At 42.8% G+C, this 16022-nt stretch carries 12 protein-coding genes; 2 read left to right on the top strand and 10 right to left on the bottom strand.

Annotated elements, in window-relative coordinates:
* Positions 1-78: 78 nt before the first annotated feature.
* Positions 79-315, bottom strand: a complete 237-nt coding sequence (locus C0V77_RS03780; RefSeq protein WP_101724962.1) for an acyl carrier protein — start codon at positions 313-315, stop codon at positions 79-81.
* A gap of 230 nt (positions 316-545) precedes the next feature.
* Between C0V77_RS03780 and kdsA the strand changes: the two genes are divergently transcribed.
* Both kdsA and C0V77_RS03770 read left to right on the top strand, forming a co-directional pair.
* Positions 546-1361 (top strand): 3-deoxy-8-phosphooctulonate synthase, encoded by an 816-nt coding sequence (gene kdsA / locus C0V77_RS03775; RefSeq protein ID WP_409012774.1) that lies wholly within the window; start codon positions 546-548, stop codon positions 1359-1361.
* Between the two features lie 168 nt (positions 1362-1529).
* A complete protein-coding gene (locus tag C0V77_RS03770) occupies positions 1530-1859 on the top strand; it encodes a DUF3467 domain-containing protein (protein WP_101724960.1) in 330 nt (109 codons plus the stop codon).
* Positions 1860-1921: 62 nt separating this feature from the next.
* Here C0V77_RS03770 and C0V77_RS03765 read toward each other — a convergent pair whose 3' ends face one another.
* The 9 genes from C0V77_RS03765 to C0V77_RS03725 form a co-directional block, all read right to left on the bottom strand.
* Positions 1922-2593: a hypothetical protein gene (locus C0V77_RS03765; protein ID WP_101724959.1), complete on the bottom strand. Its 672-nt coding sequence runs from the start codon at positions 2591-2593 to the stop codon at positions 1922-1924.
* Between the two features lie 26 nt (positions 2594-2619).
* On the bottom strand, positions 2620-3909 hold the full coding sequence (locus tag C0V77_RS03760) for an LVIVD repeat-containing protein (protein WP_101724958.1): 1290 nt from the start codon (positions 3907-3909) through the stop codon (positions 2620-2622).
* A gap of 160 nt (positions 3910-4069) precedes the next feature.
* Positions 4070-5290: a serpin family protein gene (locus C0V77_RS03755; protein WP_101724957.1), complete on the bottom strand. Its 1221-nt coding sequence runs from the start codon at positions 5288-5290 to the stop codon at positions 4070-4072.
* Between the two features lie 33 nt (positions 5291-5323).
* Positions 5324-5776 carry an META domain-containing protein gene (locus C0V77_RS03750; RefSeq protein WP_143705999.1) on the bottom strand — a complete coding sequence of 151 codons (453 nt, stop codon included), beginning with the start codon at positions 5774-5776 and terminating at the stop codon, positions 5324-5326.
* Between the two features lie 280 nt (positions 5777-6056).
* Positions 6057-7256: an L-2-hydroxyglutarate oxidase gene (lhgO, locus tag C0V77_RS03745; protein WP_101725044.1), complete on the bottom strand. Its 1200-nt coding sequence runs from the start codon at positions 7254-7256 to the stop codon at positions 6057-6059.
* A 195-nt stretch (positions 7257-7451) separates the two neighbouring features.
* Entirely contained in the window at positions 7452-8708 is a 1257-nt protein-coding gene (locus C0V77_RS03740; protein WP_101724955.1) for a YdcF family protein, read from the bottom strand.
* 65 nt (positions 8709-8773) lie between these two features.
* Complete coding sequence (locus tag C0V77_RS03735; protein ID WP_101724954.1) at positions 8774-10300, bottom strand: RagB/SusD family nutrient uptake outer membrane protein; 1527 nt, start codon at positions 10298-10300, stop codon at positions 8774-8776.
* A gap of 14 nt (positions 10301-10314) precedes the next feature.
* A complete protein-coding gene (locus C0V77_RS03730; protein ID WP_101724953.1) occupies positions 10315-13572 on the bottom strand; it encodes a TonB-dependent receptor in 3258 nt (1085 codons plus the stop codon).
* A gap of 196 nt (positions 13573-13768) precedes the next feature.
* Positions 13769-15886 (bottom strand): carboxy terminal-processing peptidase, encoded by a 2118-nt coding sequence (locus C0V77_RS03725; protein ID WP_101724952.1) that lies wholly within the window; start codon positions 15884-15886, stop codon positions 13769-13771.
* Between the last annotated feature and the right edge of the window lie 136 nt (positions 15887-16022).

The raw sequence follows: 16022 nt of genomic DNA, 5'->3' as shown, positions 1-16022 counted from the left end.
TGAGGTTTGAAGTTTCAAAGTTATAAAGTTTCAAGTTTCAGGCTTGTATCTTGAAACTTGAAACTCGCAACTCGAAAATTATTTAGAATTTTCTTCCAAGTATGTTATAGCCTGACCTACTGTCTGGATATTTTCTGCCTGGTCGTCTGGGATTGATACGTTAAATTCTTTTTCAAATTCCATTATCAATTCCACAGTGTCTAGTGAATCTGCTCCCAAATCATTGGTAAATGATGCCTCAGGAGTTACTTCAGACTCTTCAACGCCGAGTTTTTCTACGATAATTCTCTTTACTTTAGATGCAATTGCTGACATTTTGAACTGTAGTTTGGTGAAAAACGACTGCAAAGAAAATGCTTTTCAACGAAAACAACAAAATACCGGAAAGTTTTTTAGTGTCAGAAAACTTTCGACATTTGTATTTGTTTTTCTATTAAAGCCTGAAATACGAAAGAAATTTTGGAAAAACGCTCCGGAATAGAAATATTCCATCAATTAATTAAGAAAAACCTACTTTACAGTGGGCAAAAAAAACATTTAAAGTGCTGAAAGTCAATCAATTAAAAAACCAGAATTCGGGCAATTTTTTCTTAATTGCCGGGCCATGTGTGGTAGAGGGCCATGATATGGCTCTTGAAATTGCCGAGAAAGTAAAGAAAATTACCGACCGCCTGCAGATACCTTATATATTTAAGGCGTCGTATCGGAAAGCCAACCGAACCAAATTGAACTCTTTTACAGGTATTGGTGATGAACTTGCCTTGAGTATTCTGAAAAAAGTGGGTGACACGCTTGAACTGCCAACCATAACAGACATCCACGAGTCTCATGAGGCCGCCATCGCTGCCGGGTTTGTAGATGTTTTGCAGATACCTGCTTTTCTATGCCGCCAGACCGAACTGCTGGTTGCCGCTGCTGAAACCGGCAAAGCTGTTAATGTTAAGAAAGGACAATTTATGCACGGCTCAGGAATGGGCTTTGCGGTTGAAAAAATTAATGCCGTAAACCCTGACGCACAGGTAATGCTGACCGACCGCGGGAATTCGTTCGGGTATTCTGATATTGTGGTCGACTACCGCAATATTGTAGAAATGCAGGCCTTTAACGTACCCGTAGTAATGGATTGCACGCACTCGCTTCAACAACCTAACCAGTCATCAGGTGTTACGGGTGGTAAACCGGCTCTGATTGAAACCATAGCCAAAGCAGCCATAGCCGTCGGGGCTGACGGAATATTTATTGAAACCCACATGGAGCCCTCTATGGCTAAGTCAGACGGTGCCAATATGTTACCGCTTAACCAGCTTGAATCTTTATTGGAAAAACTGGTCAGAATCCGCGAAGCGGTAAAGAAAAACTAATTTCCATAAGCATAAATAGCTGAAAAAGAGCCACTTAAAGGCACTTTACAAGCAAATACCGCTCAATAATATTTACCGATTAAATTTCATTTATTAATATTAAAAAATATATTTTCGTTATATTTACAGGGCAGCGTGCCTTCATAGAAATTAACATTTTTCAAGAATATGGCAAAGAAGAAAGATGCTCAGGAAGAGCCTGAACAACAAATAAATATTGAGTTATCGGAAGAAATGGCAGAGGGAGTATATGCAAATCTGGCTATGATTGCTCATTCTAATACCGAGTTTGTAATTGATTTTATCAGATTAATGCCCGGTGTACCCAAGGCCAAAGTAAAATCCAGGGTTATTCTTACACCAGAACACGCCCAACGTTTGTTAACCGCCCTGCAAGACAATATTTCTAAGTATGAAGATAACTTTGGTTCTATCAGAGAAACCAACGAACCCCTGCCTTTTCCGATGAATTTCGGTGGCCCTATGGGAGAAGCATGATACTTTCCTGCTCTTTAAAACAAAAGCTCTGAAACCGGTTTCAGGGCTTTTGTTTTGGGTAGTCAGAACTCAATCCCCAATCTTACAACCAGTCTCTTATACTTTCGGTCTTCCTTCAATTCATTCCAGTAAATCCCGTCTCCCTGGCGTTCCTGTCTGTATTCAGCCTTCTGAAATCGGTATCCAAAGTTAATCAGCCAGGCAGAACCGTTTCTCATAGGTAAACGGTACCCAACTGTAGGGCTTATCATTAAGCCGCCTGAGGTCTTAAAACCTGTATTGTCTTCGTTCAGCCAGGCTGTTGAATAACCAACATCAAGACCTCCCAACAGGCTGCTTCCTTCTTCTCTTTTCTGATGTATGTTTCTTCTTATGCCCAATGCTAATGGCATCAATAGGGTTTCGCCGTATCCATCAACCCCCAACGTAAGGCCGGCCGCAGTTTTTGAGTTTATATAAACGCCATTGAATGTCTGCCCTGAAACATTTACCTGCTTGCTTACCTGATATATTGCCGGAACCCCAACTGAAGGCCCAGAGTAAGGATACCACCCGCCATAAGAGGCCAGATACTTTGTGCGGCCAAACAGAACGCCGAACTCTGTCATATTCACAAACCTGTGTTTCCTGAAAAACTTCTCTTTGGTTTCCTGCGCCTGGGTTTCATTACTACTACCTGCAATGCTCATCAACAAAAGGCTTACTGAAATAATATAAATATTAAGGTTTTTCATCTGATGTGCCGTTTTAAGGTTTATATCTATTGTTTTACCGGAATTACACTCAATAGTTTCATGTCTTTCAGATTACTGGCATCGTACTGATACAAGCCATCTTTACCAACCATCAACAGGTGTTTTCCACCTAGCGGAATCACATCAAAGGCATCCATTTTATCAATATGCTGCTGCAGTTTTATGTCTGACGCGATACTGGCATCAAAAGATTTGAGACCAAATTTACCCTCACAGATAAAAAGACTGGGGAAGTCTACACCCAAGCCGGCGGGGTTCTGCATTTCATAGCTTTTAATTAGCCTGGGTGCAGAAAGATTGGCCACATCTATTACATCTAGCCTGTTGGGTGCAACACCACACCATCCAGCGCGTAGCGTTACGTACGCAATGTTGTTATGCACCACCACCGGGTCGCAGGCGCGGGCGTGCTGAAACATTGACATCAGCTGAGGCTTTGAGGGCTCTTTATTATCAAAGATGTAAAGCCCTGTGGTTGACCCAATAAACAGTTTGTCCTGATAAGGAAAAATAGTTTCGATACCCCACCCGAGATTTAGCTTGTTTTCCTGAACGGGTTGGCTCTGGTTCCGGATATTAAAAAGAACAAGGTCATTTTGTGAAACCGTGTAAAGGAAGTCGTCATACAAAGTAAACCTCGCCATAGAGCCGCCCTGACCCGTACTGCTGGACGATGACGAGCCGTTTGAACTGGTAGGCCCTTTAGAACCATTATAGTTGCTCAGATCGTAGTAAACAGGGTTAGGGCTTACAACCGAAAAACCACAGTTTGAACGATATTTTTCTGTTACAATTTTTATTTCATAATCGGTCAGCAATTTGATATTCTCATTATAATACCAGGTTACACCATCTGCCATGCCGCTAGAAAAAACATCTTTTACCCTGCCCGATTCTTTAACATTTTTAATGTCGGCGATATCAAAGGTAACCAGGTCTGTGTAGCTGTCTGTATAGAGCGTGTTACCTTTCACGGCCATGTCTATAACCCCGGGTATTTTCAGGAAACCCATGTTTACCGGGTTCGCCGGATTCGTATTATCAATGATATGTATCCCTTGTTTTATTTCATTAACAAAGATGTAATTGTCTTTCACATAAATCTTTCCCGGATTGATTAAATCCTGTGGGGCTTGCCAGGCTATACCGGCGCGTATCTGGTCAACTGAAATAGTGAAGGCCCGGGTAGTTCTGTAGGTACGGGTAGTTTCGCAGTCGTCTGTACAAGATTGCGTACCTGCCGCCATACCTAAGCAGAATATAATTGATAAACACTTGAGGTAGAATTTTTTCATAGTTTTAGTTTTTAATCTGTTTAAATAAAAAAGCCATGTGAAAGATGGGAATCTTTATATCACATGGCTTTGCGGATTTATTTTAATCGGATTACTCCAAAAATTATATGCTACACTTGGCGGTGCAGGAAAAGAATAGTTTTAAAATTTATCATGCACCTTACAGATTCGAAATTTTACCTGTAAATAGAATGGTGTTTGATTGTTTCTCACTAATTACAAACAAAAACGGGCGGTTGCAAACTACCTGCGGATAAGCTGGCAAAGAAGTAACTACCACACCAATGGTGGTTACGGCTGCAGCTTCCGTACCCTTTTCGTCAACACCAACGTAGGTATTCTGTTTTACCATACCCACTTTTAAATCACCGGCTTTACCCGCAATTTTTGATAAATCGGCCCCATTGGTAAAGGCGGCATTAATACCCATTTCCATCAGCACTTTTTTCAGGTCTGTTTCATACTCAAGTGTAAACCTGGGCAGGCCTACAATTACTTTTTGCTCTTTCAGGGCTCCGGTTAGCGCCTTCCATTCATTCACAGAAAAGTTTGCCAGTGTGGCATCGGTAGATTTATCCGGCAAAATTACTGTCATTACATAATTACCGTCTCCATAAGGCAACTCTATGGCCTGGTAACTATCACGTTTGGCATACTTTACATTTTCGGTCATGTTCATCATCTTCACGCTCTTTGTTCCTTTTGTACCGGTAAAGTTGTCGTTCTGGGTATTTGCTTCTTTAAATTGGGTTTTCCAGTCGCCTTTAAAGTACAGCGCGTTCATCAGAAACAGCACCTGGTCAGGGCTTATTTCTTCAATCACTTTCTTAATCTTGCCGTTGGTGTTGTCACTTGCCCAGTTGTTAATTTTACCTACTGTCTGGCTATCATCAAAGTTTTCGGCAAAAACCCCTGCATTAAAATATGTTTTGAGGTTATTGAAGTAAGACTGATTAACATTAAAGTTGTTTCTGTACCAAACCGAATTGGCTATGGTGTTTTTTACTTTAGGGTCACTCAGCGGAAGATTATCAATCAGGTCTTTATAAATACCATTGGTAACTGACATATCTGATGAGACCCTCAGCACTTTCTGAATTTCCTCTTTTGTTTTTTCATCAGCTCCGTTGAGCAGCATTCCTAATGCAATGTGTAGACTTAGCGGGGAAACAAAATAGCTTTTATCAGGAGCCTCAGAGGCATCGTGTTTTTTCCAGAAATCAAAGGCAAACTCGCTGGTCTGGTCAGCAAAAGTGCCGGGTATGGCCTTCAGTTGGCTATTAGCTTTCTCGGTATCCGGCGATACCTGGTTTTTATCACCACAACTTGCCGCAGCCAGAGAACATGCTACTGCTAACAATGCAATTTTAAGCGTTTTCATATGTAGGTTGATTTAAATAATTAGGTTGTTCTTTTACTTTTTCTCAAAATACAAGGCTTCATTTGCCGGTGATGACACATACAATACCAATATGTTTCTGTCTTTCAAGTCGTATTTTTCAACATTACGCAGGCTTTCATAGTAGGTAAGCTCGAAAGAGTTGGCATCGGGAGTGCCAGCAATTTTTGTTGAGCCAATTGCCGGTATCCTGAAGGTTCTTTTGTTTTCGTCAACCATCGGCTCTGCAAAATAAAAATTCACTGAACTACGCCCGTAAATTGTAACTTTTTCTTTCTCATTCTTTAACTCCATTGTTACATCAAACTTCGGCGATTTCCCGTCTGAATACCCTTTAAATTTCCATTGGCCAAGCAAATCAGAGCCTCTCATTGCCTCAAAAGAAGGATATGTGGCTTCCATTTTTTCATCCTTGCAACCGCCTAATCCTATGGCAACTGCTGCAAACAACACAAGTACTTTTTTCATCTGATTTAAAATCTTCTGTTTCCATATAACTGTTGCCGGTTTTTTTAATTCGGCCAGAACCAACAACTCAGTCCGTCAAGGGAATAAACAAACGAGCATGTTTTTCCCCTGACTTAAACAAATGTTTTGACTGAGGCTCAGTACCCTTTTCAATAGCATAGATACCTGATTATTAAAAATGGTTGGAACAGCCACTTATTTTTTAAACAAACAAACAACAAGCCCGGCTATAATAATATATAACCGGGCTTGTTCAATCTTAAAAAATTAATGTTTTTTATCAGAACCGCTTCAAAACCAGTTCGCTTACTGTCTGACCTATTGAGAGAGATGAAGTGGCCGCAGGTGATGGAGCATTGCACACATTAACGGCGCGCTCGTTTTCAAAGATGGCGAAGTCGTCTAGTAAGCCGCCGTCATAATCACAGGCCTGAGCTCTTACACCTGCTCCGCCGGGTATCAGGTCATCTTCCTGTATTTCGGGTATCAGTTCCTGCAAGGCTTTGGTAAAAGCGGCTTTTGAAAACGAACGATACATTTCGCCAAAGCCTGTGCGCCAGTATTTAGCGGCCACTTTGCGAAACCCACGCCAGGTGAGGGTCTCGAACAACTCTGCCAGATTAATATCGGTTTTTTTGTAGCCTTCACGGGCAAATGCCAGCACGGCGTTGGGGCCGGCCTCTACCCCACCGTGAATCATACGGGTAAAATGCACACCCAGAAACGGGAAGTTAGGGTCTGGCACCGGGTAGATAAGGTTTTTTACCAGATATTGTTTTTCTGGTTTTATTTCAAAGTATTCACCTCTAAAGGGTGTAATTCTTAATCTTTCGGCACGTTGGTCGGTCATTTGCCCTACTTTATCAGAATACAACCCGGCACAGTTTACCACCAGCCTGGTTTGGTAAGCCCCCCCGTCAGTATTAACCACCGATGTGTTCGCCTGAGAATTTATACCGGTTACCTTTTGCCCGAAAACTATTTCTCCACCCAGCTCACGTGTTTTTTGCAGGTATTTTTCACACACCTCGGTGTAGTCTATAATACCCGTCTGGGGAACAAAAAAGCCTTTGAGGCCATTTACGTGCGGTTCGTATTCTTTCAACTGCGCAGGGTTGAGCATCTTAAAACCATCCAGTCCATTCTGTTTGCCGCGTTCAAAAAGACCATCCAGAATGGGCACCTGCTCTGGGCGCGTAGCTACTACTATCTTACCGCACAAGTCGTGCTTTATGTCTTCATTGCGACAGAAGTCAAGAAGCATCTCATAACCCCGAATACAATTGGTAGCTTTTAAACTACCCGGCTTGTAATATAAACCCGAATGTATAACGCCGCTATTGTGGCCTGTCTGGTGTTGGGCAACTTTGGTTTCTTTTTCAATAATCAACAGTTTCAGGGTTGGATTGCCCTGTTTGATTTTCAAAGCAGTTGCCAGCCCGACAATTCCTCCACCAATAACAATTACATCGTAGGTCATATTCAAATCAAGAAAGATGGTTTTTTTGCCGTAAATATACAACAAAAGCCTGTTTTATCTGAAACAATAGCCTGCTAAAAAGCAATCTGGTTTTTGGCTTAAAAAGTATTACAGGCCATAAACGCAACACTTTTAAAGCAAAAAACACCAACTGTGGCGCAGTTGGTGTTTTTTTAACTATTAAATAACGGCCTGCTAAGGGTCAAGCGGGTCATAAGGGTCCATGTGCAAGCACTCCATTACCGGATAAAACTCTATAGCGTGATTAGACAATTGCTTTTTACGGGTATAAGGTGTGTATCCTAACTCGCGTATATTGCGCGTATCGAAACTACCCGCTGCAGAGTACTTGGTTTGCGACATAGAAGTAACAAACAGCGATGGCATATTTACCGGTATACCATAGCGAATCATGAGCCGTACAGAATTACGGATATTGGTGGTAGTATGCCTTGCCTGTGGCTCTGCAATAATAGCAGAGGCAGGAATTTTATACTTCTCCATCAGGTATTTTTTCATTTCTACCGCTTCATTATAAATAGTCTTGAAAGGATAGCAATAGCCACCAGTAGGAATAATGAAGGGGGCGTCACCTGCCAGATAACTTCGGGCAGCTGCATCACAATGTAGTTTTCCTTCATGCCCTATTGGTATATGCAGTTCAGGGCCTGCACCCGGAAGCACAATGGCGGCGTATTTGTATTTCTTCCAGTCAGTTTTTTGAATTTGCTCATAGGCGGCTTTGTTTATTCCTTTTTCGAGCGGTTCAAGCCGTGCCGGTTCGTCTCTGTCGTTTGCCTGCATTAACTGCATGGCTACTGCCAACGACGGCTTATAGAAAACATCAAAGCTTTTGCTGCTTTCATTGAGCGACGCCACCATGTCTTTCAGCATAATGCGGTACGAACGTGAGGTTACCACATAACTCGCCGAGTCTATATGCGGATATCTCATTTTTTTACCCAAACCAAACTGATTGATGATGTAATCCATTCCATAAAAGCACTGGTTCCAGGCTTTAGCCAGTAAAACTTCGTTCGATAAACCTACAAAACGTTGATAATAGCCCGAAGGACGTAAATGCCCGTCAATTATTTTATCGAAAGCTTTTTTATTGGCTGCATAAACCGTTTGCAATTCTTTTGCCAATGCGGCGGTATCCTGTTTCCAGAAGAAGTCACTGAGCAATGATACCGGGTGCGAGCAGGTGTCTGTTACGTGTGTTTTTAAAACCTCCACTTTCTTTTGCAGAAGGCTTTTCAACGCTGCATTATTACTTAATATCGTTTTTACTTCAGGCGTTTTTTCAATTACCGTAATCAGATAGAAGTTTTTATCGATAGTTAAATCGCCGGAAGAAAGCAGACGGTAGTTTTTATTGTACCCCTGCCCGGCCACTTTTATTATGAACAGTAATGAGATAGAAATAGCGTACAGTACCTTTGTTTTCATAGGGTATAAATGTTGAAAAAGTAAAGAGGGTAATGCGGAAGTCGCATTACCCTTTTATTTGAAAATCAATAGCCTGGGTTCTGATACATTTTTACGGGGTCAAGTTTGCTTTCATCGAACGGAATCGGAAAGTAAATGTCTTTAGTAGATACGTTTTTTAAATCCGAAATTCCATAATCTGCAGCGTTTTTGCTCTTCATATATGTCACAAAGCCCTGCGGATTATCTCCAAAAGCGCGGAGCAGGTCAAATAACCTGTGGTTTTCAAAAGCCAGCTCTGATCTGCGTTCGTGCAGAATGGCCAGTTTCAAGGTCGGGTACTTGGCATGATACGCCGCATCAGACGCTGCGTAGTCTGGCAAACCGGCACGTTTACGTGCCTGATTCAGATAACCTATTGCTTCTGTATTGTTACCCAGCCTCTCATTTACTTCAGCAAGCATCAATACAATGTCAGCATATCTCATCAGAATAAAATCATTTCCACCCCAACCATTGGCAGCTGCGGCTTCACTTACGTCGCGATACTTGGTAACAAACCAGGCTTTTGCACTGGCGTGATCTGCCCATTTTACCGAGAAGTCTTTTCTGATGTCTCCTGCTTCATATTCATTAACCAGATCTGGATTCACAAAAAACCCACGACCCGTCGATGGTCTTTTAGAGTTGATGGTTTCGCCGATTGACTGGTTACGATACGCAATACCAGAGGCATAGTTCTGGTCGCCTTGTTTATACACTATCTGAAAAATAATCTCAGGGTTTGTGTTCTTTTTATTTACATCAAATACATCAGCATAGGGGATGTCTGACAACTGCCCGAAGGTTCTCATGGCATAGGCTGCTTCCAGATACTGCTTGGCTTTAGTAAAACTGGCTGTTTTGTTATCTGCTAAAACAGAGCCCATTGTAAGGTAAACCTGGCCAAGCAACCCATTGATAGCTGCTTTGCAAGTGCGGCCTTTGCCTGAAGCCGGCTGGATATTCGGTAAATCAGCGTTTAATGCTTTTGTGAGGTCATCAACAATTTGTGCATAAACGAGCCCCTTTTCTACCCTGAACGTGCTGGCTACGATTTCGTCATAAGACGCCATGAACTTGGTTACCATAGGCACGTCTCCCCATTTGCGCACCAAATGGAAATAGGCCAGCGCACGAAGGAAAAGCGCCTCTGATTTGTAGATAGCGCGGTTCTTTTCATCCGTAAACTTAATTGCGGTGTTATCAACGTTCGACAACACATAGTTGGCACGCGATACAATGGTATACAGCGCATTCCAGTGGCCGGTCATTTCAGGATTGGTAGGCACTAATGTAAAGTTTGTGAACTGGAAAGGCGTTCCTGCGTTCGACTGGTTATCTGTACGCCCTGCATTATCACTGCGCTCTTCACTATACAAATCGCTTGTTTCGCCAAGCGCACTATTACTTCTTATAGCAGTATAAATACCTGCCACTGCTTTCTGTACATCAATTTCAGAAGAAAAATACTTGTCGCTGGCAATGGCGTTGGGGTTTTCTATTTCCAGGTAATCTTCACACGACGAAGACACCAACGCAACCAATATTAATAATATGCTTAATTTTTTCATGATTCAAATTTGTTTTAGAATTGAACTTTTAATCCGGCATTGAAAGACCTCATTAAAGGGTATTTACCGTAATCTACACCCGGAGTCAAGTTAGAGCCATTGTTGTAATCTACCTCAGGGTTATAACCTCTGTACTTCTGAGCCGTGAAAGGGTTATCTGTTGATAGATAGATGCGTACATTTGAAATGGCATTATTGGTAAGCGCTGCGGTGTTCCAGTTGTAGCCAAGAGTTACGTTGGTGATTCTGAAGAACGAACCATCGTTCAGATAGAATGTAGACAAACGCGTACTGTTACTCTGGGTACCACCACGAGCCGCGCGATAAACTTCACCACCACCGGGATTTTCGGGAGTACGGAAACGATCATCGACAACGGCATACTGGTTGCCAGAGCCTTCCATGTTCAGGTTGTAATAGTTTTGCCCGTCAAGCACTTTGTTGCCGTGCGTACCGTTGGCAGATACCGAAAGGTCAAATTTCTTGTAACGCCCTGAAAGGTTGAAAGCATAAATGAAATCAGGGTATGGGTTGCCGATGATGGTCTTGTCAAGGTCGTTTACAATCCCATCCTTATTAGTGTCTTCAAAAAGCAGGTCGCCCGGCTGAATTTTCGTACTTTGCGCAGCTGAACGTGCCGGTATATCATCATTCACATCAGGGGCATTATTAATGGAGTTTGCCTGTTCCTGAGTTTTCACCATCCCAATTACTTTATAGCCGTAAAACATACCAACCGGTTGGCCTTGCATGGTAATGTGGGTGTCATAGCCACGTTCGGCACCTCTGGTAAGAATGGTAGAGGCTCCACCCAAATCAAGCACCTTGTTACGGTTAGTAGAGATGTTTCCGCTGGCACGCAATTCAAAATCATTTGTTGAGAGTATGATTCCGTCTAACTGAAGGTCGAAACCACGGTTATTGATTTTTGAATCAGGCAGGTTGGTCAACATCGATGTTGAGCCCGATACGGCTGTAATAGATTTAGAGAACAACAGGTTATAGGTGTAGCTGTCGTAGAAGTTAGCAATAACCTGAAGACGGTTGTTGAACAGACCCAAATCAAGACCAATATTGGTTTGTGATGTTGACTCCCAACCTAATTTATCATCGCGGAAGGCACCCGGGAACATGGCTGTTTGCACAGCACCTCCGATAACCGTACCGGTTCTGCCCATTACCTGCTGGAAGTTGTAGGCGCCAATACCGTTGTTACCACTCACACCCCAACTGGCACGGACCTTCAGCGAGGTTCTTTCACCGACCAGATTTTTGTAGAACATTTCATCAGAGATTGTCCAGCCTCCTGAAATCGAAGGGAAATAAGCCCAACGGTTTTTAGGCCCGAACAAAGATGAGCCATCGCCACGGAAAGAAGCCGTTACATGATAACGATTCAGGTAATTAACGTTAAGACGCCCGAAACCCGAAGCCATGGCATATTGGGTAATACCCGTAGAACCACCTCTTGAAAAGTTGGCGGGGTCTGAGCCACCACCGGTAATAAATGGTATTTTGTCGTCAGTAAAGCCATTGGCTGTTACGTTAATCACATCAGTCACGTGTGATTGTGACGACGCACCAACTACCCCACTTACATTGAAATCACTGACTTTTTTATTGAAGTTTAATGTAAACTCAGTCAGATAATCTCTTTCGTCGGTACGGGTGTTCTGCGCATTGGCAGCAGTAATGGCTTGTGGAGAGTAAGGTGCATTAACACCCGAAGTGATACTTGTAGGGCGGTAGTACTCCCAGTTGTTTGTAAAGTTATATGTACCAAAAGACAATTTAGCTGTCAAGGCCTCTACTATTTTGTACTGTCCGTAAACGTTGTAGGTTGCTCTGGTTGTTTTACGGTAGTTTTTAACCATTTGTGTATAGGCTATCGGGTTTTCAATGTCGCTCTGAAAAGCATAGTCGCTTGACTGTGCCGACATTTCGTATTGTGCCGGTGTGCCATCAGCATTGTAGGGCTTCAGAAACGGAAGGTAAATCAAGGCTGCCATTACCGGGCTTTGGTTAAAACGCCCTTCGGTTACTTCGTTACTTTTGGTATCCGTATATGCCAGGTTAGCGCCCAAAGTTATTTTTTTTGAAACATCTACATCAATATTAGAACGTAGATTATATTTCGTCATATCGGTATTGAGCATGATACCATCCTGGCTCTGGTACCCTCCGGAAATGGCATAACGCACGCCGGTACGGCCGCCAGCAATTGACAAATTGTGTCGGTGGTTTGCTGCATTGCGGTATAATTCATTTTGCCAGTCGGTGTCGTATTCCGGCTTTTTGATTGTTCCGGTAGCAAAATCATACATATAATCAGGTATTCTGATCGTATTGGCGTTTACGTTGTTGGTACGGGTTGTACGCACCGTATTGTTGTCTTTTACGTAATCATCAGACCACACCTTTCCCTGTGATACCATCAGGTCTTTATAGGTTTTGTTGTGTGCATCTACAAAGAGGTCAAAAAACTGTTCGGCATTCAGCACTTTCACTTTACGCGATAACTGGTTAATACCAAACTGGTAATCGTAGGTTACCATTGTTTTTCCTTCTTTACCTCTTTTAGTGGTAATCAGAACCACTCCACCCGATGCCCTTGAACCGTAGATGGCCGCTGAAGCTGCATCTTTCAAAACCTCTACAGATTCTATGTCTTCCATGTTAAGGAAAAGGTCGCCATTAGCCGGATACCCGTCTATGACATACAGGGGGTCTGAACTGGCATTGATAGAACTTGTACCACGCACCCGTATTTTGGTAGTATTGTAAGGGGCACCGCTTACCTGCGAAATCTGCACCCCGGCAACTTTACCCACCAGCGCCTGACCAACCGTTGGCGTAGAGAGGTTCAATTCACTTGCTTTTACGCTGGCAATAGCGCCTGTGATATCGCTCTTGCGCATAGTCTGATACCCCACCACTACTACTTCCTGCAACGTATTTACATCGTTTTCCAAGGCAACAGTTACCGTAGCACTAACAGGCACTTCTGTTGTTTTGAAACCAATAAATGAAATAACCAATGATGTTGCTTCTGATGAAGCCACAAGTGTAAATTCGCCCTTTGCATCGGTCAATGCCGCCGTCTTTGTTCCTTTTACCTGAACGGTAGCGCCAGGCAACGGCTGCCCTGTTGCAGCCTCTGTAACCTTACCTTTTACCTGTCTGCCCTGTGCGGCAACGGGTACTGCATTGCATATAAATAATACAAGGCACGTTAACGTTGTGAGAATTGATTTAAGTACTTTTTTTTTCATTGCGAGTGGTTTTAAAAATAAATTTCCCGCAAAAGAAACCAGCCATTATTAACATTAAATCACCATCATGTAATCTAATTGTTATCAAACAGCGCGCAAAGACTAAAGTAGAAGTAAAGCAAGAGCCGATATAAATAAAAAAAGAGGCTGCCTGTGTAGCAGCCTCTCAGGGTAAATTTATTGTTATGGAAGTGGCCTAGTTTTTAACCGCCATTCCTTTTTGCTGAATCATGTCGTCCATCACATTAATGGTTTCGTTCATGTAGACATCTTTTTTCAGGAAATTAATCCAGAATGTATTGCGGTCTTTTTTCAGTGAGTCAGAGTTAATCACTTCCAGGTCTCCGGCCAGATTGGCTACTGATAAATCGGTTTTCAATTTGGTTAAATCGCGCACTTTTCCGGCCACATCCTTAATTTCTTTTAACTGCACTTTATAGTTTTTCAACTCTAGCGAGCGAGAAGTTTTCCGGTTATCGGCCAATATATTTGTATTGTCTTCTATTTGCTTAAACACATCATTACCTGCCAGACGTGCTTTGCTTTTTTGCTGCAAAAGAGCAACATCCGGAGAGGCCGTCCAGGTTTGGTAATTAGCTTTGGGCATCTCGTCCCAAACCAATGCGTTTGGCGAGTCTTTCTCACGCATTTTGTAGGCTTCATATATACCAGTTAAAACGATGTCTGACTCCACGCCCTTTAACTGGGTGGCTCCGCCATTAACACGGTAATACTTTTGAAGCGTTAAGTGCACAGCACCCAGGTCTCCGGCTCCGCTGCCATTGCCCATACCACCAACCGGGAACGCCCTTTGCACTGTACCTTTACCATAAGTAGAGCTTGAACCTATTACAATACCTCGTTTGTAATCCTGAATGGCAGAAGCAAAGATTTCTGAGGCTGATGCGCTGCGCTCGTTCACTAATACCGCCAACGGGCCATCATACAGAACAGACGGGTCGCTGTCGCCCATTTGAGAAGGGCGCCCTGCACGGTCACGAATCTGCACTACCGGGCCTGTCTTGATAAACAGACCTACCATATTTACCACCTCTTGCAGACTTCCGCCACCGTTATCTCTGATATCAATAATGATTCCGTCTACACCTTCGGCTTTTAGTTTTTCTAGCTCTTTTGCAACGTCTTTAGAGCAACGTGCAGCCTGCGGACGTTGGAAGTCGGCATAGAAAGCGGGTAAATCAATAACTCCTATTTTGTTTTTGCCCGAATTAATAATGGCGCTTCTGGCAAAGGTTTCATCCAGTTTCAGTTCTGCACGGATAATCGGCACTACCTTCTGCGTGCCGTCGGGCTTCTGAATTGTCAATCTTACCTCTGAGCCTTCTGCTCCCCTTATTATTTTTACGGCGTCGTCAGTGGTAGACCCCGTTAAGTCTTCGGGTTCACCTGTACCCTGAGCAACCTTCAGAATAATATCATTGGCCTGTATCTCACCCGACTTCCAGGCCGGGCCGCCTGCGGTTACACTTCTGATTTTTATTTTGTCGTCTTCCTGCATTAACAAAGCGCCTATACCAAAGAAACGGCCACTTAGCCTTTCATCAAAAGAACGTTTTTCAACCGGCGGAAAGAAGTCTGTATGTGGGTCCATTTCATTGGTAATGGTGCCTACAAAAACGGCAAATCTTTCGTTTTCATCAAACTTGTTCTTCAGGCGGTCAAAGTACTTGTCCATTCCTTTTTTCACCTTGCCGCGTGCTTCTATTTCAAGTGCTTGGTTTGTTTTGGATACAAAATCGGCCTTGGTTTTATTCTTTTCCTGCTGTTCAAGCAGGTCGTTATAACGCTCCAGGGTCTGAAATTTCAGGTATTTTCTCCAGCGGTCTTTTCTTTCGGTTTCGTTTGATGCAAACTCTGTTTTATCCCAGTCTAATTCTATCGTTTCGTTTTTGTCAAACGTAAACGGTTTTTCAATCAGCTGTTTGTAGATATCCTCAGCCTCTACCAGCCTTACTTTGTAGATTTCATCAAGAGCGGCAAAGAAATCAAGCGGTGCACCGTGAATCTCGTCGTCAATTCTGGTTTCATATTTGCGAAGCCTGTTTACGTCTTTTTCAAGTAAAACCCTTTTGCTTGGGTCTAGTCTTTTCAGATACTCAGTAAAGATTTCTTTCGAAAAAGCATCATCAATTCTCTTCGGACTATAGTGCCCTTGTTCGAGCATGGCACCTACGGTGCGTAGAATAATTTCGTTTTTGGTAGGCGGATCATTCTGCAAGGGCATGGCTGCCATAAAAACAGCGCCGACGATTCCACCGAAAAGCAATAAAGACAATACACGCTGCTTTCTCATAAGTTAATCTCCTCGGGTTAAATAATTTCGTTAAAACACTACTGACTAAAAATCAGTATGTTATATAACGTATTTCTGCCAAATAAATTTCGGTCTGGCATCTAAAATTGATAAAAGGATTTTTTCAGGTATAAGC

This window comes from Emticicia sp. TH156, assembly GCF_002855535.1.
Classification (GTDB): Bacteria; Bacteroidota; Bacteroidia; order Cytophagales; family Spirosomataceae; genus Emticicia; species Emticicia fluvialis.
Note: the sequence above shows the minus strand (reverse complement) of the source record. Positions and strands in the feature narration are given on the sequence as shown.